We start from the raw sequence: 22,672 nt of genomic DNA on the forward strand, positions 1-22,672 counted from the left end.
TGGCGCGGACCGGCAAAGGCCCGCGCCAGTGATCAGGTGCCGACTTAGAAGATCGACTTGAACTGATCGATGTTGGAGGCGTCGTAGATGAACGGATCGGCCATCGCCGCCTCGTTGTTGTCGTCCAGCGTGATGGTGCCGACGCGCCCGATGGAAATCTCTGCACCCGGCTCGGCCGTTGCGGTCTCGGACGCAAGCGCGTGGGCGATCATCGTCGCAGAGTACCCCAGATCAATCGGGTTCCAGATCGCGAAAGACTTGGACGCACCGCTTTCGATGGCACCTGCCATTTCGGATGGCAGCCCAAGGCCGGTCACGTTGACCTCACCGATCTTGCCTGCATCCGCAACGGCCTGGGCTGCGGCCACGATGCCAACAGAGGTCGGCGCGATGATCGCATCAAGGTCGGGATAGGACTGCATCAGACCCGTTGCCTCGCGGTAGGATTTGTCGGCCAGATCATCGCCGTAGACGGTCGAGACGACGTTGATGCCCGGATAGTTGCCCATCACCTTGGTCATCTCTTCGATCCAGATGTTCTGATTGGTCGAAGTGGTGGTGGCCGACAGCACGGCGACATCACCGCCATCGGGCAGATGATCGGCCGCCAGCTTAATGATCATGTTGCCGATCAGCGCATTGGATGAGGGGTTCAGGTGGACCTGCCGCCCTTCGGGAGCGACACCGGAATCCCAAGAGATCACCGTGATGCCCCGCTGCATCGCCTTCTTGAGCGTCGGGACCAGCGCGTCAGTGTCATTGGCCGAAACGGCAATGGCATCAACACCTTGCGCGATCAGCGAGTTGATCACTTCGATCTGACCTTCGGCGGTGGTGTCGGTGGGACCGGTATAGATGATCTCGACGCCACCCAGTTCGGCGGCCGCTTCTTCGGCCCCTTGTGCGGCGGCCTCAAAGAACCCGATCCCGAGTGCCTTTACAACAAGTGCGATGCGCATATCGTCCTGCGCCATGGCAGTGGTGCCAAAGAGGCTGGCAGCAAGGCTGAGCCCTGCGGTGAGTGCGGTGAATGTGCGACGTTTCATTGGTTTCCTCCCTAAAGTAAACTCGCTTGGATGACCGGCTAAGAGGCCATGTTCTTCTGAGCGCCCCCTGTCTGGGTGACGATCAGGGTCACTTCTGCGGCGTCGAGCATGGCGGCCGCCTTGTCTGAAATATGATCATCGGTGATGACCGTCGTGATGCGGTTCAGCGGGCACAGCACAAGGCTCGAGCGCTGTTCGAACTTGCTGCTGTCAGCGAGGACGACCAGCTCATCGGCCTGACCGATCAGTTTCTGTTCCGCCTGGATCAAAAGGGGGTCCGCCTCCATCAGGCCCAGAGGCCCGAGGCCCTGCGCGCCCATGAACATGCGCCGCGCACAGAAATTGCGGGTCACGTCATTGTCGAAAGGCGACAGGATGATATTCTGTTCGCGGTAGATGGTGCCGCCCGACAGCATCACGGTGTTCTTGGAATGCTTGAGCAGATGTTCGGCAATGGGAAACGAGTTCGTAAAGACCTGCATCCGGCGACCAGCCAGCGGATGCACCATCTGAAACGTGGTGGTGCCGCCATTGATGATGATCGCATCACCATCGTCGCACAGGTCCACCGCCGCTGCGGCGATCGCCTGCTTCTCTTCGATCCGCATGGTTTCGTTGACAGAGAAGGGGCGCCCGGCAAGGCCGACAAATTGCGGCGGGTTCAATGCTTCTGCCCCACCACGCACGCGACGCAGCTGCTTGTCCTGATCGAGCGTTGCGATGTCACGACGGATAGTGGCCTCGGACGCGCCGGTCAGGCTGCACAGGTCTGCGACCGTGACAACGGGGCGTTCTTCCACCGCTGACAGAATGATCGTGTGCCGTTCTTTCTCATGCATATTCGTCTCCCGTGGCTTTTACGGTGTGCAGATTCGGAGCATCTGTCAATCAGAAACAATCATAAGCAATCATTCTGCGGCGCAGCATGATTGAAATTGATTGATTGTGATTGACAAAGGCCAGTGCGACGCTCAGCTTCGGAGCAACGCAGATGATAGGCGCATCGCGCTGACCGGGAGGAAACATGTTGAAATCATTGGAAACCCAGCTTCTCGAAAGCCGTTGGGACGACGCGGTCACCAAGGGCATGAGCGAATCGGATCTTTTGCTCTATCGCTCGAACATCCTCGGCTCGGACAAGCGCGTGACGAATTACGGCGGCGGGAACACATCGGCCAAGGTGATGGAAACGGACCCTTTGACCGGACAAGAGGTCGAGGTGCTTTGGGTCAAAGGGTCGGGCGGCGATATCGGGTCCATGAAAATGGACGGCTTTGCAACGCTTTACATGGACAAGTTGCAGGCGCTGAAGGGGCTCTATCGCGGCGTCGAGTTCGAAGACGAGATGGTTGGGTACCTGCCGCACTGTACGTTCCGGCTCAACCCCCGTGCGGCGTCAATCGACACGCCGCTGCATGCCTATGTGCCGCGCAAGCACGTTGATCACGTCCATGCTGATGCAATCATTGCGATTGCCGCGTCCAAGAATTCCAAAGAACTGACCCGGGAGATCTTCGGAAGCCGGATCGGCTGGCTGCCGTGGAAGAAGCCCGGTTATGAACTGGGGCTCTGGCTCGAGAAATTCTGCGTTGAGAACCCCGACGCCGACGGTGTGGTCCTCGAAAGCCATGGCCTGTTCACATGGGGTGACACCGCAAAGGAATGTTATGACCAGACCATTGATGTGATCAATGTCGCCACCAAGTGGCTGGCCGAGCGAAGCGATGGTGTGCCGGCCTTTGGCGGCGCGGTCCATGACAGTCTGGCCCCCGCTGCGCGGCGCGAAATTGCGGCCCGCCTGATGCCCGCGATCCGTGGTTTTGTGTCGGGCAATCAGCATATGGTCGGCCATTTCAACGACAGTGACACAGTGCTTCAGTTCGTAAATGCCAAGAACATGGCCCCACTCGCCGCGTTGGGCACGTCTTGTCCCGATCACTTCCTGCGCACCAAAATTCGCCCGCTCGTCGTGCCTTTCGATCCGGCAACCGGAAACATCGATCAGGTCCTGAACGGTCTGCCAGAGCAGGTAGAGGCCTATCGCGAGGACTATGCGGCCTATTACGCACGTTGCAAACATGACGACAGCCCCGCGCTGCGCGACCCGAATGCGGTGGTCTATCTGGTGCCCGGTGTCGGCATGATCACCTTTGCCAAAGACAAGGCGACGGCGCGCATCTCGGGCGAGTTCTATGTCAACGCGATCAACGTGATGCGCGGCGCATCTGCCGTCAGTGAATATCAGGGCCTGCCCGAGCAAGAGGCGTTTGACATTGAATACTGGCTGCTTGAAGAGGCGAAGCTGCAGCGCATGCCCAAGCCCAAATCGCTTGCGGGTCGTGTGGCCCTGGTCACCGGCGGAGCAGGCGGAATCGGCGCGGCAACGGCCGAACGCTATCTCAAGGAAGGCGCATGCGTTGTTCTGGCCGACATCAACGAAGAGGCGCTGGCCTCCACACAACAGAACCTGTCGGGTCGCTTCAGCGAGGATGTGGTCCGCAGCGTCGTGATGAATGTAACCCGCGAAGACGCGGTCGCGGCGGCCTTTGCAGACGCGTGTGTCGCATTCGGGGGGATCGACATTCTGGTGTCGAACGCAGGTATCGCATCGTCGGCCCCCATCGAAGACACGTCGCTGGCGCTGTGGAACAAGAACATGGACATCCTCTCCACCGGCTATTTTCTGGTCAGCCGCGAAGCGTTCAAGCTGATGCGGGTGCAGAACACGGGCGGGGCGGTCGTGTTCGTGGCCTCCAAGAACGGATTGGCAGCCTCGCCGAATGCCGCCGCCTATTGCACCGCCAAGGCGGCCGAAATCCATCTGGCCCGTTGTCTGGCCCTTGAAGGGGCGGAGGCCGGAATCCGCGTCAATGTAGTGAACCCAGATGCGGTCCTGCGCGGCTCGAAGATCTGGGAAGGCGACTGGCTGGAACAGCGCGCTGGCACCTACGGCACCGACAAGGACGGGCTGGAGGAGATGTATCGCCAGCGCTCCATGCTCAAGCGGTCTGTGCTGCCGGAGGACATCGCCGAGGCGTGTTATTTCTTTGCCGCCGACACCTCGTCGAAATCCACGGGCAACATCATCAACGTGGACGCAGGCAACGTCCAGGCGTTCACACGGTAGGGGCTGATCATGAGCTATGAGAGCGCGAAAGCCGCCTTTGCCGAATGGGGCGTGGACACCGAAGCTGCGTTGGCGCGGCTGAGGACCATCCCGATTTCGATGCATTGCTGGCAAGGGGACGATGTCGTCGGGTTCGAGCAGACCTCAGGCGCATCCGGCGGCGGCATTCAAGCCACCGGCAACCACCCGGGCCGCGCCCGCACGCCTGATGAGCTGCGCGCTGATCTCGACTTCGCTTATGCGATGATCCCCGGCACGCATCGCCTGAACCTGCACGCCATGTATCTCGACACGGACGCGACCCCGGATCGCGACGAAATCGAGTTCGCCCATTTCGCGCCGTGGGTCGATTGGGCCAAGGGGCGGGGCATCGGGCTCGATTTCAACCCGACCTTCTTTGCCCATGCCAAGGCGGACGACAATCTGACCCTCAGCCACCCGGACGAAGGCATTCGCGACTTCTGGATCGAACATGGCAAGCGGTCCCGCGATATCGCGGCACAGATGGGCGCGGCGCTCGGCTCGGCTTGCGTGAACAACATCTGGGTGCCCGATGGCTACAAGGACACGCCGATTGATCGGATGTCGGCGCGTAAGCGCCTTGACGCATCGCTCGATGCGATGCTCGCACCGCCGCTGGACAAGGCGCAGATGCTGGATGCCGTGGAAAGCAAACTGTTCGGCATCGGGGTCGAGGCCTGCACCGTGGGCAGTCACGAATTCTACATGGGTTATGCGATCCGCAAGAGCATCCTGTTGTGTCTCGACATGGGCCATTTTCATCCGACAGAAAACATCGCGGACAAACTCAGCGCGGTGGCGCTGTCACTCGACGACATCCTGCTGCATGTCTCGCGCCCGATGCGATGGGACAGCGATCACGTGATCCTGCTGAGCGATGACATCCTGCAAATGGCGCAAGAGCTCGTCAGCGCGGATTTGCTGGCGCGCACCCGCATCGGGCTCGACTTTTTCGATGCGACGATCAGCAGGACAGCCGCATGGGTAATTGGCACCCGTAACATGCAAAAAGCACTGCTGCGCGCGCTGTTGCTTCCGCTGGATCAACTGCGTGCTGCGGAGACCGCACTTGATTTCACCACACGGTTGGCCGTGACCGAAGAGTTCAGGGATATGCCCTTTGGCGCAGTCTGGGCCGAATTCACGGCCCGCGCGGAGGTTCCAAACGGTCAAGGCTTGCTGAAAGAGCTGGACCGCTATCAATCGGTGGTTTCAGGCCGCGGATAATGTGCGCGAGGGGCCGCGACCAAGGGCGGCGTTGCGACACCCATGGCCCATCAGGCCGAAAGGCGCACCCACGCCCTATTGGATCAAGCCGAGTTGACGAAGGCCACGCCTGCCATCTCGTCGCGTATCTTTCGGCCCATCAGCGATACCCTTCTTCGCCGTCTTCGTGCAGTTTGGGGCCGCGTGCCGTGATTGGCTCCTACGCATCTGCAACATCTTTGTTCGGTGCCGTATGGACGTCTGCAATTCGAGCCTCCGGGTTGGCGGCCCAGTTCACGGCATTCACCAGTACGTTTTGGATATTGGGGTCATGGTATGTCGGATGGGCGTCGTGGTCGGGCCGGACGTAGAACGCATTGCCGCGCGACGACGATAGGTGAGGCCCGAGCGAAAGACGTCACCGCCCTGAAACCAGCTGATGAACAGGGTCTCCAGAGGTTCGGGCACCGCGAAAGGTTCACCATACATCTCTTCCCGCTCAAACTCGGAATGGTCGGGCAGTCCGCGTGCAATCGGGCGGTGCCGGGAGGTGCCCCAGATCTGCTTGCGCTCGCCAGCTTCACGCCATGTCAGGTTGCAGGGGGTGCCCATCAACTTTTTGAAAATCGTGGAGAAATGGGCGAAATGCAGCAGGAACAGGACCGGGTTCAACCGCTGTGCCAGTCTTGAATTCGGATTGAGCAACATGGCGTCATCTCCACATGAGGCGCGCGCGCGACGCGGCAAGGCTGGCGTGTGGATGCGAGGTGGGTCGTGTTTTGGCGGTTCCCGAGAGGGGAGGGTTCAGGAAGCCGCAGTCAGAAGCAGGAGTGCGGTGTTATTTGTCCGCGATGCCACCCGGCAGCGTGATTTCTCCGGCTTCTTTGGCTTCGGCCCAGGCGCTTTGCATCTCGGCTGCGAAATCGTCCAGATGGCGTGCGCCAGCGGCGACAGTTCGGCCAGCGCGCGGGCAGGCTTAAGTGGTTCAACCGGATTAGTCCCCGCATTCAACAGTGCAATACGGCCCTCGGTCTTAATGAACATGCTGTTGAGAAAGGCAATGGCCTGCTCCCGACCCTCTGAGCCCTCGCGGATGTATAAGCCGCTCCCGATCGAATTTGTCGGGTGGATCTTTTGGCCCTCTTCGAAGGGCGGCAGGGCAATGGCCGCAATCGCTGATCCGGTCCCCCGCCGCTTCACTGGCCGCCACCGATGACCCATGGCCCGGTGAACACCATGGGCACGTCGCCCGCCCAAAAGCTGTCCATCAACGCGCCATAGCCGATGGCCACAGGTGTCGGCCCATCCATGTTCGCGGTAGGCGCCTCTCGGTTCGGCCACGAGGCCACCGGCGATCAATGCGGCCGGCTGGCCGGGGCCGGTGCGGAATGTGAACAGATCTGGCTCTTCGCCTGCGGACAATGCTGGAATGAGGGCAGGGTTGAAAATGGCGGACGAGTTCTTGACCGTGGTGATCATCGCCTCCGACCGGGACGCGTTGAATGCCTCGGCCAGTTCGTCATAGATCGTGGTCTACCTGGGCGCTCCCGCGACCCAGACGACGACTTCGCTCTGTGCCAGAGTGATATTCGGCGTGTAGCAAAGCACCCTGAGGGGCGTGGCCGCGCCAAAAGAGTTTCTCATCACATCCCCCAATTGATGTGGTTGTCGTCATAATGTATCGGATTACATTTTTGCCCTAACTTTCTAATTTCATGTAATATTTCGGCGCAAGGCGGATCACGGCTGCGCGCCGCACGTGGCAAAGTGCCGGGACTGACGTCTTTTTGGGTGCCCATCGTTTGACGATTCCTTGCATCTGTGCCGGGCACCTCAGAGCCAATTGCAGTTTTGGCCGTTGCCACGTGCCATACCCGCGGTCGGTCCAGCGCGACAAAGCCCAGCTATCGATCCGCCAAAAATCGTCGTCTGGCTTCGACGGCGATGTTGTATCGCTGTTGCAAGTCGGCAATCAGCGCCATCGCGACATGCTTTTCTTCGTCGCCACTTGCGGTCCGGTAAGTCTCTTTGGCCGCGTCCAAAAGCTTCTTGATCTTGAACTCTTCCGGCAGGGTTCCTGCTTCGGCCATTATCCGAACGGCGACCGCCGTCGCCATATCGGAAAAAGCCTCGCCAGAGCGATCAGAGAGCGGCTGTCCTTCACCTTCCAAATGCTGAAGCTGGCCCTCGGCCAGGGCCTTTTGGATCTGTCGTTCTGTCAATCGATCAAAGGAGTGGGGCATGCGGGCACCTTCACAAGGAATGGCCATTTCGACTCTGACATGGTGGCGGCACTTTTATACCAGATTTCGCGGCAGATGACACTTGGCACCCTGTAACGGACGCCCCTGTCATCCTGCGAAGGCAAGCCCGGCTGACTGCGCGCGAACCTCCCCGACACAGTCTGCCTTTCTCGGCAGCGCAGGCCCCAAATCTATCCTTTCCACCTTGCGCCCAACCGTCCCCGCCCATAGGTTCTGCCAAACTCTGCGCGGGGCCGGGACGCCCCCTGATACAAGGACACGTCGATGGAAGCTTTTGGCCAGTTTATCCCGCTGATTTTGATCTTTGCGATCATGTATTTTCTGCTCATCCGTCCGCAGCAGAAAAAGGTCAAGGAACATGCGGCCATGGTCAGCGCGCTGCGCCGGGGCGATCAGGTCGTGACCCAAGGCGGGCTGATCGGCAAGGTCTCCAAGGTCAAGGAAGACAATGAGATCGAGGTGGAACTGGCTGAAGGCGTCAAGGTGCGCGTCGTGCAGTCCACCATCGCCCAAGTCCTCAACAAGACTGAACCGGCCAAGTAATGCTGCAAATTCCGGGGTGGAAACGGGTTCTGATCTGGGCGGTCTGCGCCTTGGGTCTGATTTTGGCGCTGCCAAACGGGTTCTATACCCGCGTCGAGGGCCACAATGACGCTGTGCAGGCGATTGAGTTGGGCGAGGACACGCCCGAACAGCAGGCCCTGCGCGCGCAGTGGCCCGACTGGATGCCGTCAAGCCTTGTGAACCTCGGTCTTGATCTGCGCGGCGGGGCCCACTTGCTCGCCGAAGTGGAGGTCGAACAGGTCTATGCCAGCCGGATGGAGGCGACCTGGCCTGCGGTGCGTGACGTCCTGCGCCCCGAGCGGGCCACGGTTGGTACGATCCGTCTGCAACCCAGTGAGCCGGATGAACTGCGGGTCCGCATCTCGGAACCCGCCGGTTTGCAACGCGCGTTGCAACTTGTGCGCACGCTGGCCAATCCCGTTCAAACCCTGACCGGGGTGGGGGCCAATGATATCGAGGTGCGCGCCGAAGGCACCGACACCATCGTCGTCACGCTGTCCGAGGCCGAGCGCCTCGCCAGTGACGAGCGCACCGTGCAGCAATCGCTGGAAATCGTGCGCCGCCGCATCGACGAGGTCGGCACCCGCGAGCCGACAATTCAGCGTCAGGGCGCGCAGCGTATCCTCATCCAAGTGCCGGGCATCGGGTCCGCCGCCGAGTTGAAAGAGATCATTGGCACGACGGCGCAACTGACCTTCAACCCCGTGGTCAGCCGCACGTCGGACGGCGCGCAGCCTCCGGGTGTGGGCAACAAACTGGTGCCGTCATTGGACGAACCCGGCCTGTTCTACGTGATCGAAAGCGCACCGGTGGTCACAGGCGAAGACCTTGTGGATGCCCAACCCAGCTTTGATCAGAACGGCAATCCGGCGGTGTCTTTCCGCTTTAACACCTCCGGCGCGCGCCGCTTTGGCGACTACACAGCGGACAATATCGGATCACCCTTTGCCATTGTGCTGGACGACGAAGTGGTCAGCGCCCCGGTGATCCAAAGCCACATTCCGGGCGGGTCGGGCATCATCACCGGCAACTTCAATGTCGAGGAAAGCACGAACCTGTCGGTGCTGCTGCGGGCAGGGGCCTTGCCTGCGGAACTGACCTTCCTCGAGGAACGCACCATCGGCCCCGAACTGGGTCAGGACAGCATTGATGCAGGCAAGGTGGCGACGACAGTGGCCTTTGCTGCCGTGCTGGTGTTCATGTTCCTCAGCTACGGTTTGTTTGGCCTCTTTGCCAATATCGCGCTGATCGTGAATATCGGGCTGATCTTCGGGCTGCTGAGCCTGATCGGGGCCACGCTGACCCTGCCGGGGATCGCGGGGATCGTGCTGACGGTCGGCATGGCGGTCGACGCCAACGTGCTGATTTTCGAACGGATTCGCGAAGAGTTGAAATCGGCGCGCGGCCCGGCCCGCGCCATTGAACTCGGCTATGAAAAGGCACTCTCGGCTATTCTGGATGCCAACATCACCACGTTCATCACCGCCGTCATCCTGTTTGCGATGGGCTCGGGGCCGGTGCGCGGCTTTGCAATCACGCTTGGGCTCGGCATCCTCACATCGGTGTTCACCGCGATCTTTGTCACCAGACTGCTGATCGTGATCTGGTTTGAACGCCGCCGACCCAAAACGATTGAGGTGTAACGATGCGACTGAAACTTGTCCGCCAAGATACCTCGTTTGACTTCTTTTCCCGCTGGAAGCTGTGGCTCGGGATTTCGGCCTTCATGATGATCGTGGGCTTTGCGTCCTTTGCCATTCAGGGTCTGAACTTCGGGATCGACTTCCGAGGCGGGACCACGGTGCGGACCGAAAGCACGCAACCTGTGGATACAGCGATCTATCGCGATGCGATTGCGGTGCTGGAACTGGGCGATGTGTCTATCACCGAAGTATTCGACCCCACATTCGAGGCCGATCAGAACGTCGCCATGATCCGCATTCAGGCGCAGGAGGGGCAGGAGGCCGTCACCCCCGACACCATCCGCGCTGTCCAAGGCGCACTGGCCGAAGCGGTGCCCGACATCAAATTCGTGTCCGTCGAATCCGTCGGCCCCAAAGTCTCGGGCGAGTTGATCCAGACAGCGGCCATCGCGGTGGTTTTGGCCATCGGGGCGGTGCTGGTCTATATCTGGCTGCGCTTTGAGTGGCAGTTCGCGCTTGGGGCCGTGGCGGCGCTTGTGCATGATCTCATCCTGACCATCGGCGTCTTTTCCGAGCTGCAGATCAAGTTCGATCTGGCCATCATCGCGGCCCTTCTCACAATCGTGGGCTATTCACTGAACGATACGGTGGTTGTGTTCGACCGGGTGAGGGAGAACCTGCGGAAGTACAAGAAGCGCCCCTTGGCCGAGGTCCTCAACATCTCGATCAACGAAACGCTGAGCCGGACGGTGATGACCTCCGTGACCACGCTGCTGGCGCTGATTTCGCTCTATGTGCTGGGCGGGGACGTGATCCGGGGCTTTGTGTTCGCGATGATCTGGGGCGTGATCGTGGGGACGTATTCCTCGGTCTTTGTCGCCTCCACGATCCTGTTGTGGCTGGGCGTCAAGCGGAACTGGGACAAGCAGGACCCGACCGTGGGCAATCAATACGCCAACATAGATGCCTGATCTGGTCACCGCAGCTCTCGCACTGCCGGGGCTGTGGTGGTTGGTTCTTGCGATCACGGCGGCGGGGCTGGTGCGCGGGTTCACCGGCTTTGGGTCGGCCATGATCATTATGCCTGCGGCGAGTTCCGTGCTTGACCCCTTCGCTGCCCTCGCGTTTCTAACAGTCGTGGAATTCTGGGGCCCGCTGCCCAACCTGCGCGCAGCGTGGCGCGAAGGGGTGCCGGCAGAGGCTGCACGCCTGTTGGCGGGGGCCGCGATCGCGTTGCCTTTGGGGTTGTGGGCCTTGTCGATGCTGGATGCGGCCGTGTTCGGCTGGTCGGTGTCGGTGATCGTCCTGGTGTTGCTTGTCCTCGTGATGTCGGGCTGGCGCTATAGCGGCACGCTGAGGCGGTCGATGGTGTCCGGCGTTGGCGCGCTTGGCGGGTTTCTGGGTGGCATTGCGGGCGTGCCGGGTCCGCCTGTCATCATGCTTTACATGGCCAGCGCGCTGCCCATCGCGGTGATCCGGGCCAATTTTCTGCTCTACCTTCTGGGCATCGACCTGATGATGATCGCGGTCTTTCTGATCTTCGGGCTGCTCGACCCGCTGGCGGTCACGGTCGGTCTGCTGTGCGTGCCGCTTTATATGCTGGCCAATGTGGTCGGTGCGCGCCTGTTCGATCCGGCGGCGGAGCGACTTTTTCGCGCGGTGGCCTATATCGTGATTGCGGCCTCTGCTGTTCTGGGACTGCCTGTGTGGGAGGGATGACATGCGCCTGAATGAGATCACCTATACCGATGCCAAACCTGTTGACGGCTACGGCCCCGGCTTTTTCCGCATCGGGGGCGAGGTGATCGAGGGCGCGGTGATCACCGGCCCCTTGGGCACCTACCTGTGGGCGGGATATGAGGACGCCGAGGCGCTGATCGCCTTGGCCCGCCATATCGACGTTTTGTTCCTGGGCACCGGGGCCGACATCGCGCATCTACCCGCGGCATTGCGCAGCACGCTGGATGAGGCGGGGCTGGGGGTAGAGGTCATGTCCTCCCCCTCTGCTGCGCGCACCTACAACGTGTTGCTGAGCGAAGGACGCCGGATCGCACTGGCGATGCTGCCGACCTAGGACTTCGATGCATAACGTCTGAGGTGTAGGCACCGCGCCTCACTCTGCGGGAACGATGACACCAAGGCTTTTGCGCCTGACCGCAATGGGTTAGGGGTGTCACATGGATTTGACAGTCACTAATCTGGCGGTGGGCCGTGGCGGAGTGCCGGTCTTGGCGGGCGTGTCATTTGCGTTGGCCCCGGGTGAGGTGCTTGTGCTGCGCGGTCCAAATGGGGCGGGCAAGACGACGTTGCTGCGCAGCATTGCGGGCCTGCAAGAGCCGATGGCGGGACAGGTCGCCGGGGCCGAGGATCGCATCGCCTATGCCGCCCATGCCGATGGGTTGAAATCGGCACTGACGGTGGCTGAAAACCTCGCCTTCTGGGCTGCGGTCTTTGAGCAGACCGGTATCGATCAGGCCCTGAGCGCGTTTGACCTTCACGATTTGCAGGACCGTCGCGCGGGTCAATTGTCCGCCGGACAAAAGCGGCGCCTTGGATTGGCCCGGCTGGTGGTCACGGGCCGTCCCGTTTGGGTGCTGGATGAACCGACTGTGTCGCTTGATGCGGCCTCTGTCGCGCTGTTTGCGCAGGCGGTGCGTGCCCATTTGGCGGCCGGTGGGTCGGCCTTGATCGCCACCCATATTGATCTCGGCTTGGACGCGCGCGTGCTGGATGTGACTCCGTACCGCGCGGCCCTGGGGGCGGTTGCCTCGTCAGACGAGGTGTTCCTGTGAGGGCGCTGTTGATCCGTGATCTGCGCCTTGCTTTGCGGGCAGGGGGCGGCTTTGGCCTTGGATTGGCGTTTTTTTTGATCGTGGTGGTGTTGGTGCCGTTCAGCGTGGGGCCGGCACCCGAGTTGCTGACCCGGATCGCGCCGGGGGTGTTGTGGCTGGGCGCGCTTTTGGCGTGCCTGTTGTCGCTGGACCGACTGTTGGCGGTGGATTGGGAGGATGGGGCGCTCGACTTGCTTGCAACTTCACCTTTGCCGCTTGAGGGGGTGGTCGCGATCAAGGCCGTCGCGCATTGGATCACGACCGGCTTGCCGCTGGTCTTGGCCGCGCCGGTGCTGGGCGTGTTGCTGAACCTCGCGCCTGCGGGCTACGGCGTGCTGGTGCTGAGCCTGCTGCTTGGCACCCCTGCGCTGTCGATGATCGGGGCCTTCGGGGCGGCGCTGACCGTCGGGATCAAGCGGGGCGGGTTGCTGCTCTCGCTGCTTGTGCTGCCGCTTTACGTGCCCACCTTGATCTTCGGGGCTGAAGCGGCGCGGCGCGGGGCCGAAGGGCTTGATCCGGGTACACCGCTGCTGATGCTGGCGGGGATCACGGGCGCGGTTCTGGCGCTGATGCCCTTTGCCGCAGGGGCTGTGCTGCGGGTGAACTTGCGATAACGTCTATGTTGATTGAGACCGCCGCAGGCGCGGGGTAGGGAGACGCCATGTCACTTTGGGAATACGCCAATCCGGTCAAGTTTTTGCGCCTGAGCGAGCGGGTCCTGCCGTGGTTCTGGGGGCTGTCGGCGATGTGCCTCGTGGTCGGGCTGGTCTGGGGGTTCTTCTTTACTCCGGATGATTTCCGCCAGGGCTCGACGGTCAAGATCATCTATCTGCACGTGCCTTCCGCACTTATGGCGATCAATGCGTGGTTCATGATGCTCGTCGCCTCGCTGATTTGGATCATCCGGCGCCATCACGTCTCGGCACTGGCCGCGCGGGCGGCGGCCCCAGTGGGCGTGGTGATGACGCTGATCGCGCTTTTCACCGGCGCGATCTGGGGGCAGCCGATGTGGGGGACGTGGTGGGCCTGGGATCCGCGGCTGACCTCGTTTTTGATCCTGTTCCTGTTCTACCTCGGCTACATCGCCCTGTGGGAAGCCATTGAGGACCCGGACACGGCGGCCGATCTCACCTCGATCCTGTGCCTTGTGGGCACGGTGTTTGCTGTGCTCAGCCGCTATGCGGTGAATTTCTGGAACCAGGGGCTGCATCAGGGGGCGTCACTGTCCCTCGACAAGGAAGAGAACGTGGCGGACGTGTTCTATCAACCGCTGCTGGTGTGCATCGCAGGGTTCGTCTGTCTGTTCTTTGCGCTGGTCCTTTATCGGACCGGCACTGAAATCCGGGTGCGCCGCACGCGTGCCCTGATCGCACGGGAGGGGAAACTTGCCTGATCTTGGAAAATACGCCGATGCGGTCCTGTCGGCTTACGCGGTGTCCATCGCGCTGCTGGTCGCCATCGTCGGGCTGACGCTGTGGCGCGGTGCGAAAGTGCGCGCGGACATGCGCGCGGTCGAGGAACGGACCCGGCGGGATGGCTAAGCTCTCGCCCCTCATGCTCGCCCCCATCGCGATCTTCGCGGGCTTTGTCGTCTTTGCCGGCGTCGGCATGTTCCGCGACAACCCGAACGAGCTGCCCTCGACCCGGATTGGCGGACCCGCACCCGCCCTGACCGAAGCGGCATTGGGTGACTTTCCGCCCGTCACCCCCGGCGATCTGGCACGGGGAGAGGTGACGCTGGTGAACTTCTGGGCCTCGTGGTGCCCGCCGTGTCGGGCCGAACATCCCAAGCTGTTGGAAATGGCCGCCGATGGGCTGCCCATCGTGGGCGTGAACTTTCGCGACACCGAAGGGCCCGCGACCGGTTATCTGGAAGAGGACGGCAACCCGTTCGTCGCCGTGGCGTTCGATCCGCAAGGGCGCTCGGCCATCGACTGGGGTGTGACCGCGCCGCCCGAAACCTTCATTCTGGATGGCGACGGCACGGTGCTGTTTCGCTATGTCGGCCCGCTGGTCGGTTCGGATTTCGAAAACCGGTTTATGCCCGCCCTGACCGAAGCGCTCTCGAATTGAGCGCCTGGCGGCGCACTACACTCTGACTGGCCTTGCGGTTCATTGTTCCAAAAATATGCAAATCCGACGCAGGATGCATCGGTTGTGTTTGAGTATGTGTAGAACAATGAAATGAAAAGAGGCCCCGCGCGGTGACGGCGGGGCCTCTTTTGTCTTTTCGTTGGGGCTGCTTAGGCGGCCGAGGCCAGATTGCGCAGCACGTAGTGCAGCACGCCGCCATGTTCGATGTATTCGATCTCGATTGCGGTATCGATCCGGCATTTCAGCATGATCTCTTTCACCGACCCGTCCGCCATGGTGATGGTGCAGGGCACCTCCTGCAGCGGCTGGATCGTGTCCAGACCGGAGATCGACACCTGCTCCTCACCCGTCAGCCCAAGCGTCTTGCGCGTGTCGCCGCCCGTGAACTCGAACGGGATGACGCCCATGCCCACGAGGTTGGAGCGGTGGATACGCTCGAAACTCTCGGCAATGACGGCCTTGACGCCCAACAACGCCGTGCCCTTTGCCGCCCAGTCACGTGACGATCCGGCACCGTATTGTTCACCGCCGAAGATGACCAGGGGTGTGCCCGCCTCCTGATGCGCCATCGCCGCGTCAAAGATCGAGGTCTGTTCGCCATCGGGGCCCCTGGTATAACCGCCCTCGACGCCGTCCAGCATCTCGTTCTTGATGCGGATGTTGGCGAAGGTGCCGCGCATCATGATTTCATGGTTGCCCCGGCGCGACCCGTAAGAGTTGAACTCGCGCGGTTGCACCTGCCGTTCGGTCAGATAGCGGCCCGCAGGTGTGCTTTCCTTGAACGACCCGGCGGGTGAGATGTGGTCGGTCGTGATCATATCTCCCAGCATCGCAAGCACTTTGGCATTCTCGATATTGGTGATCACACCCGGCTCGGGTGACATGCCCTGGAAGTAGGGCGGGTTCTGCACGTAAGTCGATGTGGGCGGCCAGTCGTAGGTTTTCTCGTCCGTTGTCTCGACGCCCTGCCATTTTTCGTCACCCTTGAAGACGTCCGCATATTTGGTCTGGAACGCTTCGCGGGTGACGGTCTTTTCGACCAGCTCCGCGACCTCTTGGGACGAGGGCCAGATGTCTTTCAGGTAGACGTCGTTGCCGTCGTGATCCTTGCCAAGCGAGGCGGTGGTGATGTCCACATTCATGTCGCCCACCAGCGCATAGGCCACCACGAGGGGGGGCGAGGCGAGGTAGTTGGCGCGCACATCCGGCGAAATCCGCCCTTCAAAGTTGCGGTTGCCCGACAGAACCGACACGCCGATCAGGTCATGATCGTTGATGGTCTTGGAAATCGACTCTTCCAGCGGGCCGGAGTTGCCGATGCAGGTAGTGCAGCCATAGCCGACAAGGTTGAAGCCGATCTTGTCCAGATCGTCCTGCAACTCCGCCGCCTCAAGATAGGCCGACACGACCTGAGAGCCGGGGGCGAGCGATGTCTTGACCCAGGGCTTGCGCGTCAGACCCTTTTCCGCCGCCTTGCGCGCGACCAAACCGGCCCCGATCATTACATAGGGGTTCGATGTGTTGGTGCAGGAGGTGATCGATGCGATCACGATGGAGCCGTCATGCAGTTGATAGCCCGCCTCGCTGTTATAACCCTTCTTGTGGCTGCCAGTGTCGCCGGGAATGTCTGCAGGTTCAGGCTGACCGCCTTCGGCTTCCCAACGGCCCTCGGCCTTGTCAGAAGCGGATTTGCCGCTGCGCTGGCCTTTGACATAGGCGTGGAACGTGTCCGCCGCCTTGTCGAGCGCGATGTAGTCCTGTGGCCGCTTGGGCCCTGAAATCGCAGGCACGATGGTGCCCATGTCCAGATGCAGGGTGTCGGTATAGATCGGGGCGTAATCATCGCCACGCCAGAACCCGTTTTCCTTGGCATAGGCCTCGACCAGCGCCACGCGATCCTCATCGCGGCCCGTGTTGCGCAGGTAGCGCAAGGTCTCGTCGTCGATAGGGAAGAAGCCGCAGGTGGCACCGTATTCGGGGGCCATGTTGGCGATCGTGGCCCGGTCGGCCAACGGCAGGCGGTTCAGCCCTTCGCCGTAGAACTCGACGAATTTGCTGACCACGCCTTTTTCGCGCAGCATCTCGACCACTTTCAACACAAGGTCGGTGCCTGTGGTGCCTTCCATCATCGTGCCGGTCAGCTCAAAGCCGACCACTTCGGGGATCAGCATCGAAATCGGCTGGCCGAGCATGGCCGCTTCAGCCTCAATCCCGCCGACACCCCAGCCCAGTACGGCGGCTCCGTTGACCATGGTGGTGTGGCTGTCGGTGCCCACAAGCGTGTCGGGATAGGCGACTTCGGTGCCGTTCTGATCCGTGTCAGTCCAGACAGTCTGGGCCAGATATTCCAGGTTCACCTGGTGGCAGATGCCGGTGCCGGGCGGCACAACGCGGAAGTTGTCAAAGGCGCTCTGACCCCATTTCAGGAAGGTATAGCGTTCCATGTTGCGCTCGTATTCGCGGTCCACATTCATCTGGAAGGCGCGGGGATTGCCGAATTCGTCGATCATGACCGAGTGGTCGATGACGAGATCGACGGGGTTGAGCGGGTTGATCTTTTCGGGATCACCGCCCAAGGCCACAAGGCCGTCACGCATCGCGGCCAAATCCACGACAGCAGGCACGCCGGTGAAATCCTGCATCAGCACGCGGGCGGGACGATAGGCGATCTCGCGGGGGTTCTTGCCGCCCTTGGCCCCCCATTCGGCAAAGGCCTTGATGTCATCAACAGTGACAGTCTTGTCGTCCTCAAAGCGGAGCATGTTTTCCAGCACCACCTTGAGAGCGGCGGGCAGTTTGGAAAAATCGCCCAGGCCAGCCTCGGTGGCGGCAGGGATCGAATAATATGCAATCGACTGGTCGCCAACGCTCAGCGTTTTGCGGGTCTTGGCGGTGTCGTGTCCGACTGTGATGGGCATGGAAATATCCTTTCGGTGGGCGGCGGCGCGCAGCAGGTCCAGTTACGTCATGCCTTAACGCTGCTGACGGATCAACAGAGTCGCGGCCATAAAAACAGGGCATGCGACAATATGTATGCCATTGCATACAACGGGCATGCCTTTGCGTGACCTTAGGTCGCTCGGGCCAACTGTGAAAGCGTTGACACAATATCTCAACAAACCTTGATTGGCCCTTTGACGATCTTTTGCATATGTCTGCGGTCAAGACAGCAGGATTTTGTAATTCCCCCTCTCTCAAAACCGATCGAGCACCTATGAAGCATCTGATTCCCTTGGTTTTTGCCGCATTCGCCTCTTTGACGGCCCCCGTCGGCGCACAATCGCCTGTCGTGGTCGAATTGTTCACCTCGCAAGGGTGTTCGTCCTGCCCGCCGGCAGACCGGTTGCTGCATGAGTTGGCCGAGCGGGACGATGTGATCGCGCTGGCGCTGCATGTGGATTACTGGGACTATATCGGCTGGAAGGACGAGTTTGCGGACCCGGCCTATGCCAAACGACAGCGTGGCTATGCGGTCGAGGGCGGGCGGCGGTCTGTCTATACGCCACAAATGATCATCAACGGAACGACGGATATTGTGGGCGCGCGCCCCTTGCAGTTGTCCGAGGCGATTGCGCAGCATGCGGCCAAACCCTCGCCAGTGGCGCTGGACGTGGCGCGTGATGGGCGGCAGGTGACGATCTCGGCCACGGCAGAACGCGGCAACGGACCGTTCCTTGTGCACATGGTTCACTATCAGCCCGAGCGGTCGGCCAAGATCACTCGGGGCGAAAATGCAGGACACACGATTTCCTATGCCAACGTGACCGAAGGCTGGAAAATTCTGAAGGAGTGGGACGGGGTGACGGATCTGTCGCTCAACGCCACGGCGGACTCGGATTTGCCAATGGTGGTGATAATCCAAAAGGGCCGCCACGGTGCCATTCTGGCCGCAGCGCAGCTGCGCTAGTCGGCGCGCCAGCGCCGGGCCACCCACAGCCACTGTTCGGGATGGGCGCGGATGCGGGCGCTGATGCTGTCATTCATGGCTTGGGTCATGGTCTCGACATCTGATGCGGGGATCGGGGCCTCCATCACGCACTCAAACGAAATCCCGTCCGCCTGACGTATCGCATAGAACGGGATCAGCAGAGCACCATAGCGCAAGGCCAGCTCTGCGGCGGAGGTCGCGGTGCGCGCCGGATGCCCCAGAAAATCAAAGATCTGAGCCTTCTGAACATGCTGATCAAACAGCAGCACCAACTGCCCGCCACCTTTGAGATGACGGACGAAACCCGCCGTGCCCTTGCGCCCTTGTGCAAAGACAGGTCCGCCAAAGGCCTGCATGGTGCGCACATAATGGGCGTTGAAATAGGGGTTGGACATGTCGCGATAAAGCCCGCCCACGTCATGCCCGCGCCCCACAAGGGCGGCGCGCAACGCCTCGTAATTCCCGAAATGGCCGGTGACCAGAATGACGGGCTGGCCATTCTGGGCGGCCGCTTCCATCGCGGCAAGGCCCGGGCCTTCGATCTCGGCATCTGTCTGGCGGGCCAGCATCGCCTTGGTTGAATAGTTCTCGATCAGGGTGCGCCCGGCATTGTCGAGGCAGGCGCGCGCAATGCGTTCATGCTCGGCATGGGGCAGGTGGGGCATCACAAAGGCGACGTGATCCTGCGCGCGGCGCATGAACCCCGCCGTGGGGCCGATGAACCTGCTCATGATAAAGCCCATGAACGGCACACGCGCGCGATATGGCAGCGCCAACGCGGCCCCGATACAGGCCCGCGCCACCACATTGGTCATAAAGTAGGTGGCCCGCGTCATGGGGGGCAGGTCTTCGGGATCGGGGCGCATGGGTATGGGGCGGACCTGTGGTTGCGGGGCGTGTTATCGCGTTCGTGTTTCTCTGTGCCAGACATAAATCCCTGCACCCGCGATCACAAGCGCGCCGAACAGCGTGGCACCGTCTGGGCGCTCGTCAAACAGCACGACGCCCCAGATTACGGCCCAGATCAAACCGGTGTAGATAAACGGGGCCAGCGTACCGGCCTCTGCCAGCGAAAAGGCCCGTACCAGCAGGACCTGACCGACGGTGCCGAACAGGCCAACGGCGATCAGCAAAAGGGTGGCATCGGGGGCCACTGCGGATCGGTCAAAAGGCGCAAGTGCCGTCATGATGACCGCGCCCACGATCCCGGTATAGAGCATTGAGGTCCACACGTCTTCGTCCGGACCCAGACTGCGGGTGATGAGCGCGTGCCCGGCAAAACAGGCCGCACCGGCCAACGGCAGCAGGGCAGCGGGCTGAAACACCTCCGATCCAGGCTGGATGACGATCAATGCGCCGACCAGAGCAACAATGATGGCTGCGATACGGCGCAGACCAAGCGCCTCGCCTAACAGCAGCGCGCCCCCCAAGGTGATCAGCACCGGGTTCAGTGCCATGATCGCTGTGGCCTGCGCCAGCCCGATTTGGCCCAATGCGAGGAAAAAGAAGGCCGTCGCCAGCAGCAACAGCACCGACCGCGCGATTTGCAGCCCCAGATATCGCGTATGGATCAGGCGCGGCAGCTGTCGCGCCTTGAGCACGAGCACGATCAGGAGTTGTCCGCCATAACGCGCCCACAGGATGATCAAAACGCTGGTCTGCACGCCGGCCGCCTTGACCGCGACATCCATCAACCCAAAGCAAAAGATTGCGCCGAGTATCAGCACAATCGCAAGGGCAGGTCGGGCAGTCGAGGGGAGCGTGGCCATCCCCGTGGACTTAGGCGGGGGTGCACCACATGTCGAGGCGAAAGGGGCTAGGCGGTTTCGCCTTCCTCGGGCTCCTCACTGATCAGCATCAGATCGCCCGAGGCCTCCATTTCGCGGATTTTGGCAATCACTTCGGCCATGGCCTCGTCGGTTTCGGCTGTTTTGGGAGCGGCGCGTTCGCTCAACTCCTCGCGCAGCTGATCGGCAAGACGCCCGGACATGTTGCCCAAGATGAACTCCACGCTTTTTTCCATGCCCATGGCGGGCGCGCCCGCAAGGGCGGTGCGCAGCATGTCGGGATCGACATCGCGCAGGATGCGCGGCACGTCGCGGGGCGCGATACGGGCCGGGATGTTGGCGAAGGTAAAGATCGCCTTGCGCACGGCCTTGGCGAACCCTTCATCAGACTCGTCGAGGCCCGCGAGCATGTCGTCGCGGGTCAGGGTGGTGCTGGAATTCAGGATGGCACCGACCCTTTCGACTGGCCCATCCTCGAACGCGCTCACAGGGCGGGTGTCAAGCTGGCTGGCCAGTGATATGCCGATCCGGTCGACCGCATCCGGGGTCACAGCGCCGGTCAGGGACAGCGCATAGGTGATTTGCCGCGCGCGGGGGCCGGGCAGTTTGCCGAGCAGCTCGGCCGCTTTCGACACATCGAGTTTCGACAGCATGACGGCGGCGATTTCGATGCTTTCCTGTTCAAGTACCGGCAAAAGCAGGTCCGGCCCCGCCTCCTTGATCCGTTTCCACGGATCGCCGCTCTCGCGCACGCCGGCCTCTTTGCGCAGGCGGGCGGCAGTCTGGGCGCTGATCTTGCCGTCAAGCGCATTCAGCGCACCGGCAATGCCACCGGGAAATCTGAGGCCTATCCGCTCGACCTCGTGCGCGAACTCGCCCACCACCGCGTTGAGCGTATCGCGGTCCACCACACGCATATTGCCCATCGCCTTGGTCAGATGGGCCTGCAACTCCTCGGGCAGGTCCTCAAGCGGGATATCGGCCCCTTCGTTAAGCAACAGGCGCACAACGATGGCCGCCTTTGCCCGCCGACTAAGGGGGACACCTGTCAAAGAAGCGCCGCCGCCCATCTGCATCGGCGCAGGGGCGGCGGACATCGGTACCAGATCGGTCATGTCCTGCCTCGAAACTGTTTCCGACAGCTTTGGCAGGCAATGGTTGAGAAACCCTCAACCCATCACCGGTTTTTGCATTTAGTAGCTGTAGGTCGTGCCGGTTTCGATGGCGGTCCGCAACGAGGTTTCGGCCCATGTGCCTGCACCGCCCCGGGCCTGGATTTCGCGCAACTGGGTCAGCGCCGCGACCTTGTCGCCTGCCAGAACCTTGCCCTGACCCATATACGAACGGGCGAGGATATTGTCGGGATTGGTCGCGATGGCCTGTTCGTAATAGACATCCGCCAGCGCCAGATCGCCCAGTTTGCGCGCGGTAAAGCCGCGATAAGTCAGGACCTTGTCATCGAGTTGGTCGGGCATCTGATCCAGCACAGTGATCGCCTCATCATAGCGGCCCGCGTAGGCTAGCTCGCGGATCGCCTTGTAGAGCGTGTCGCTGTCGAGATGCGATGTCTTGTCGGGGCGCACGCATTTCTTGAGGTTGGCATCCCAAACCCCGTTCACGGGCTGCGAGAAGCGCACGAACTTCTTGATCTCAGGATCCCATTGGCGGGCCTGAAAGCAGTTCTGGGTCGTCTCGGTCTGTTTCGGTTTGGCATTGTCATCACCACCTGCGGCAAAGCCCGTGGTGGGCAGGGCAAGCGGCAGGGCGATGGCGGTGGTCAGAATGAAGGTGCGCAGCATGGATAAAGTCTCCGGTTTGGCGTTGTTGTTCGCTTGTGACACCGAGGTAACCCGGCACCGCGCCGCTTTATTCAAAATTTATTTTCAGATCCGCGCAGCACCGGGATGACGCCGCGCGGAGAGGGCTTAACCGGTGGTGGCCACGCAGGTTTTTGTGTTCGTGTCATAGGTGGTGCCGGCCGCACAGGACATCGCCTGCTGGTCCTTGCCATAGTTGCAGCCCATTGCAAGGCCGAGGGTGGGGGCGAGCGTGAGAGCCAGCGCCACGGCGAGGGTCTTGGTCATCTGTCGTCTCCTTTTTCGTCTTCGGGGTGACATAAGGGTAGGGCATTTGACCCGCGCATCAAAACGATTTTGAAACC

Annotated in this window: 24 protein-coding genes; 13 read left to right on the forward strand and 11 right to left on the reverse strand. The window is 61.4% G+C overall.

All coding sequences use genetic code 11. The features are described from left to right. Positions 1-44 precede the first annotated feature (44 nt). The gene (gene rhaS / locus Q0908_RS14340; protein WP_299285770.1) at positions 45-1,046 is read right to left on the reverse strand and encodes a rhamnose ABC transporter substrate-binding protein; all 1,002 of its coding nucleotides are present in this window, start codon (positions 1,044-1,046) and stop codon (positions 45-47) included. A 38-nt stretch (positions 1,047-1,084) separates the two neighbouring features. After that, positions 1,085-1,885 (reverse strand): DeoR/GlpR family DNA-binding transcription regulator, encoded by an 801-nt coding sequence (locus tag Q0908_RS14345; RefSeq protein ID WP_299285773.1) that lies wholly within the window; start codon positions 1,883-1,885, stop codon positions 1,085-1,087. A gap of 185 nt (positions 1,886-2,070) precedes the next feature. Here Q0908_RS14345 and Q0908_RS14350 point away from each other — a divergent pair, with 185 nt between their 5' ends. Together Q0908_RS14350 and Q0908_RS14355 are read left to right on the forward strand one after the other, a co-directional pair. Continuing rightward, positions 2,071-4,173 carry a bifunctional rhamnulose-1-phosphate aldolase/short-chain dehydrogenase gene (locus Q0908_RS14350; protein WP_299285776.1) on the forward strand — a complete coding sequence of 701 codons (2,103 nt, stop codon included), beginning with the start codon at positions 2,071-2,073 and terminating at the stop codon, positions 4,171-4,173. A 9-nt stretch (positions 4,174-4,182) separates the two neighbouring features. Then, positions 4,183-5,421 carry an L-rhamnose isomerase gene (locus tag Q0908_RS14355; protein ID WP_299285779.1) on the forward strand — a complete coding sequence of 413 codons (1,239 nt, stop codon included), beginning with the start codon at positions 4,183-4,185 and terminating at the stop codon, positions 5,419-5,421. A 282-nt stretch (positions 5,422-5,703) separates the two neighbouring features. Here the strand turns inward: Q0908_RS14355 and Q0908_RS14360 are convergent, their stop codons facing one another. The 3 genes from Q0908_RS14360 to Q0908_RS14370 all read right to left on the reverse strand — a co-directional run bounded on the left by Q0908_RS14360 (position 5,704) and on the right by Q0908_RS14370 (position 7,643). After that, a complete protein-coding gene (locus tag Q0908_RS14360) occupies positions 5,704-6,108 on the reverse strand; it encodes a hypothetical protein (RefSeq protein WP_299285782.1) in 405 nt (134 codons plus the stop codon). A 96-nt stretch (positions 6,109-6,204) separates the two neighbouring features. After that, on the reverse strand, positions 6,205-6,879 hold the full coding sequence (locus Q0908_RS14365; protein WP_299285785.1) for a hypothetical protein: 675 nt from the start codon (positions 6,877-6,879) through the stop codon (positions 6,205-6,207). A gap of 425 nt (positions 6,880-7,304) precedes the next feature. Next, positions 7,305-7,643 carry a DnaJ family domain-containing protein gene (locus tag Q0908_RS14370; protein ID WP_299285788.1) on the reverse strand — a complete coding sequence of 113 codons (339 nt, stop codon included), beginning with the start codon at positions 7,641-7,643 and terminating at the stop codon, positions 7,305-7,307. Positions 7,644-7,928: 285 nt separating this feature from the next. On the opposite strand from Q0908_RS14370, the gene yajC reads away from it, so the two are divergent. The 10 genes from yajC (at position 7,929) to Q0908_RS14420 (ending at position 14,775) form a co-directional block, all read left to right on the forward strand. Further along, positions 7,929-8,207: a preprotein translocase subunit YajC gene (gene yajC / locus Q0908_RS14375; RefSeq protein WP_299285791.1), complete on the forward strand. Its 279-nt coding sequence runs from the start codon at positions 7,929-7,931 to the stop codon at positions 8,205-8,207. Continuing rightward, positions 8,207-9,871, forward strand: coding sequence for a protein translocase subunit SecD (gene secD / locus Q0908_RS14380; RefSeq protein WP_299285794.1), 1,665 nt, complete (start codon positions 8,207-8,209; stop codon positions 9,869-9,871). Before yajC ends, secD begins: the two co-directional genes overlap by 1 nt. A gap of 2 nt (positions 9,872-9,873) precedes the next feature. Beyond that, positions 9,874-10,842, forward strand: a complete 969-nt coding sequence (gene secF / locus Q0908_RS14385; protein ID WP_299285797.1) for a protein translocase subunit SecF — start codon at positions 9,874-9,876, stop codon at positions 10,840-10,842. Beyond that, positions 10,835-11,590 (forward strand): sulfite exporter TauE/SafE family protein, encoded by a 756-nt coding sequence (locus Q0908_RS14390; protein WP_299285800.1) that lies wholly within the window; start codon positions 10,835-10,837, stop codon positions 11,588-11,590. Before secF ends, Q0908_RS14390 begins: the two co-directional genes overlap by 8 nt. Position 11,591: 1 nt before the next feature. Then, positions 11,592-11,945 (forward strand): Mth938-like domain-containing protein, encoded by a 354-nt coding sequence (locus Q0908_RS14395; protein ID WP_299285803.1) that lies wholly within the window; start codon positions 11,592-11,594, stop codon positions 11,943-11,945. 103 nt (positions 11,946-12,048) lie between these two features. Continuing rightward, on the forward strand, positions 12,049-12,663 hold the full coding sequence (gene ccmA / locus Q0908_RS14400; RefSeq protein ID WP_299285805.1) for a heme ABC exporter ATP-binding protein CcmA: 615 nt from the start codon (positions 12,049-12,051) through the stop codon (positions 12,661-12,663). After that, complete coding sequence (gene ccmB, locus Q0908_RS14405; protein ID WP_299285808.1) at positions 12,660-13,316, forward strand: heme exporter protein CcmB; 657 nt, start codon at positions 12,660-12,662, stop codon at positions 13,314-13,316. The genes ccmA and ccmB overlap by 4 nt, the downstream gene beginning before the upstream one ends. A 47-nt stretch (positions 13,317-13,363) precedes the next feature. Then, a complete protein-coding gene (locus Q0908_RS14410) occupies positions 13,364-14,095 on the forward strand; it encodes a heme ABC transporter permease (protein WP_299285811.1) in 732 nt (243 codons plus the stop codon). Further along, on the forward strand, positions 14,088-14,243 hold the full coding sequence (ccmD, locus tag Q0908_RS14415; RefSeq protein ID WP_299285815.1) for a heme exporter protein CcmD: 156 nt from the start codon (positions 14,088-14,090) through the stop codon (positions 14,241-14,243). Before Q0908_RS14410 ends, ccmD begins: the two co-directional genes overlap by 8 nt. Continuing rightward, positions 14,236-14,775: a DsbE family thiol:disulfide interchange protein gene (locus tag Q0908_RS14420; RefSeq protein WP_299285818.1), complete on the forward strand. Its 540-nt coding sequence runs from the start codon at positions 14,236-14,238 to the stop codon at positions 14,773-14,775. Before ccmD ends, Q0908_RS14420 begins: the two co-directional genes overlap by 8 nt. A 170-nt stretch (positions 14,776-14,945) precedes the next feature. On the opposite strand, the gene acnA is transcribed toward Q0908_RS14420, so the two are convergent. Next, positions 14,946-17,714: an aconitate hydratase AcnA gene (acnA, locus tag Q0908_RS14425; RefSeq protein ID WP_299285821.1), complete on the reverse strand. Its 2,769-nt coding sequence runs from the start codon at positions 17,712-17,714 to the stop codon at positions 14,946-14,948. A 296-nt stretch (positions 17,715-18,010) separates the two neighbouring features. On the opposite strand from acnA, the gene Q0908_RS14430 reads away from it, so the two are divergent. Beyond that, on the forward strand, positions 18,011-18,703 hold the full coding sequence (locus tag Q0908_RS14430) for a thioredoxin family protein (RefSeq protein WP_299285825.1): 693 nt from the start codon (positions 18,011-18,013) through the stop codon (positions 18,701-18,703). Here Q0908_RS14430 and Q0908_RS14435 read toward each other — a convergent pair. From Q0908_RS14435 to Q0908_RS14455, 5 genes are all read right to left on the reverse strand, one after another. Next, a complete protein-coding gene (locus Q0908_RS14435; protein ID WP_299285828.1) occupies positions 18,700-19,590 on the reverse strand; it encodes a lysophospholipid acyltransferase family protein in 891 nt (296 codons plus the stop codon). The two genes, Q0908_RS14430 and Q0908_RS14435, sit on opposite strands and share 4 nt — an antisense overlap. Before the next feature lie 33 nt (positions 19,591-19,623). Then, positions 19,624-20,493 (reverse strand): DMT family transporter, encoded by an 870-nt coding sequence (locus Q0908_RS14440; protein ID WP_299285831.1) that lies wholly within the window; start codon positions 20,491-20,493, stop codon positions 19,624-19,626. Positions 20,494-20,540: 47 nt separating this feature from the next. Beyond that, on the reverse strand, positions 20,541-21,626 hold the full coding sequence (locus tag Q0908_RS14445; protein WP_299285834.1) for a FliG C-terminal domain-containing protein: 1,086 nt from the start codon (positions 21,624-21,626) through the stop codon (positions 20,541-20,543). A 78-nt stretch (positions 21,627-21,704) separates the two neighbouring features. Then, the gene (locus Q0908_RS14450) at positions 21,705-22,310 is read right to left on the reverse strand and encodes a hypothetical protein (protein WP_299285837.1); all 606 of its coding nucleotides are present in this window, start codon (positions 22,308-22,310) and stop codon (positions 21,705-21,707) included. Positions 22,311-22,436: 126 nt separating this feature from the next. Next, on the reverse strand, positions 22,437-22,595 hold the full coding sequence (locus tag Q0908_RS14455; protein ID WP_299285840.1) for a hypothetical protein: 159 nt from the start codon (positions 22,593-22,595) through the stop codon (positions 22,437-22,439). Between the last annotated feature and the right edge of the window lie 77 nt (positions 22,596-22,672).

Origin of the sequence: uncultured Tateyamaria sp. (genome assembly GCF_947494755.1) — a bacterium.
Lineage (GTDB): Bacteria > Pseudomonadota > Alphaproteobacteria > Rhodobacterales > Rhodobacteraceae > Tateyamaria.

Coding starts and splice junctions, on each gene's coding strand:
- Q0908_RS14455 (WP_299285840.1), bottom strand. CDS start 22,595: ATGACCAAGACCCTCGCCGTGGCGCTGGCTCTCACGCTCGCCCCCACC.
- Q0908_RS14410 (WP_299285811.1), top strand. CDS start 13,364: ATGTCACTTTGGGAATACGCCAATCCGGTCAAGTTTTTGCGCCTGAGC.
- Q0908_RS14370 (WP_299285788.1), bottom strand. CDS start 7,643: ATGCCCCACTCCTTTGATCGATTGACAGAACGACAGATCCAAAAGGCC.
- Q0908_RS14440 (WP_299285831.1), bottom strand. CDS start 20,493: ATGGCCACGCTCCCCTCGACTGCCCGACCTGCCCTTGCGATTGTGCTG.
- acnA (WP_299285821.1), bottom strand. CDS start 17,714: ATGCCCATCACAGTCGGACACGACACCGCCAAGACCCGCAAAACGCTG.
- Q0908_RS14395 (WP_299285803.1), top strand. CDS start 11,592: ATGCGCCTGAATGAGATCACCTATACCGATGCCAAACCTGTTGACGGC.
- yajC (WP_299285791.1), top strand. CDS start 7,929: ATGGAAGCTTTTGGCCAGTTTATCCCGCTGATTTTGATCTTTGCGATC.
- Q0908_RS14420 (WP_299285818.1), top strand. CDS start 14,236: ATGGCTAAGCTCTCGCCCCTCATGCTCGCCCCCATCGCGATCTTCGCG.
- Q0908_RS14445 (WP_299285834.1), bottom strand. CDS start 21,626: ATGACCGATCTGGTACCGATGTCCGCCGCCCCTGCGCCGATGCAGATG.
- Q0908_RS14435 (WP_299285828.1), bottom strand. CDS start 19,590: ATGCGCCCCGATCCCGAAGACCTGCCCCCCATGACGCGGGCCACCTAC.
- Q0908_RS14350 (WP_299285776.1), top strand. CDS start 2,071: ATGTTGAAATCATTGGAAACCCAGCTTCTCGAAAGCCGTTGGGACGAC.
- Q0908_RS14450 (WP_299285837.1), bottom strand. CDS start 22,310: ATGCTGCGCACCTTCATTCTGACCACCGCCATCGCCCTGCCGCTTGCC.
- secF (WP_299285797.1), top strand. CDS start 9,874: ATGCGACTGAAACTTGTCCGCCAAGATACCTCGTTTGACTTCTTTTCC.
- secD (WP_299285794.1), top strand. CDS start 8,207: ATGCTGCAAATTCCGGGGTGGAAACGGGTTCTGATCTGGGCGGTCTGC.
- Q0908_RS14430 (WP_299285825.1), top strand. CDS start 18,011: ATGAAGCATCTGATTCCCTTGGTTTTTGCCGCATTCGCCTCTTTGACG.
- Q0908_RS14360 (WP_299285782.1), bottom strand. CDS start 6,108: ATGTTGCTCAATCCGAATTCAAGACTGGCACAGCGGTTGAACCCGGTC.
- Q0908_RS14365 (WP_299285785.1), bottom strand. CDS start 6,879: ATGATCACCACGGTCAAGAACTCGTCCGCCATTTTCAACCCTGCCCTC.
- Q0908_RS14390 (WP_299285800.1), top strand. CDS start 10,835: ATGCCTGATCTGGTCACCGCAGCTCTCGCACTGCCGGGGCTGTGGTGG.
- Q0908_RS14355 (WP_299285779.1), top strand. CDS start 4,183: ATGAGCTATGAGAGCGCGAAAGCCGCCTTTGCCGAATGGGGCGTGGAC.
- Q0908_RS14345 (WP_299285773.1), bottom strand. CDS start 1,885: ATGCATGAGAAAGAACGGCACACGATCATTCTGTCAGCGGTGGAAGAA.
- ccmA (WP_299285805.1), top strand. CDS start 12,049: ATGGATTTGACAGTCACTAATCTGGCGGTGGGCCGTGGCGGAGTGCCG.
- rhaS (WP_299285770.1), bottom strand. CDS start 1,046: ATGAAACGTCGCACATTCACCGCACTCACCGCAGGGCTCAGCCTTGCT.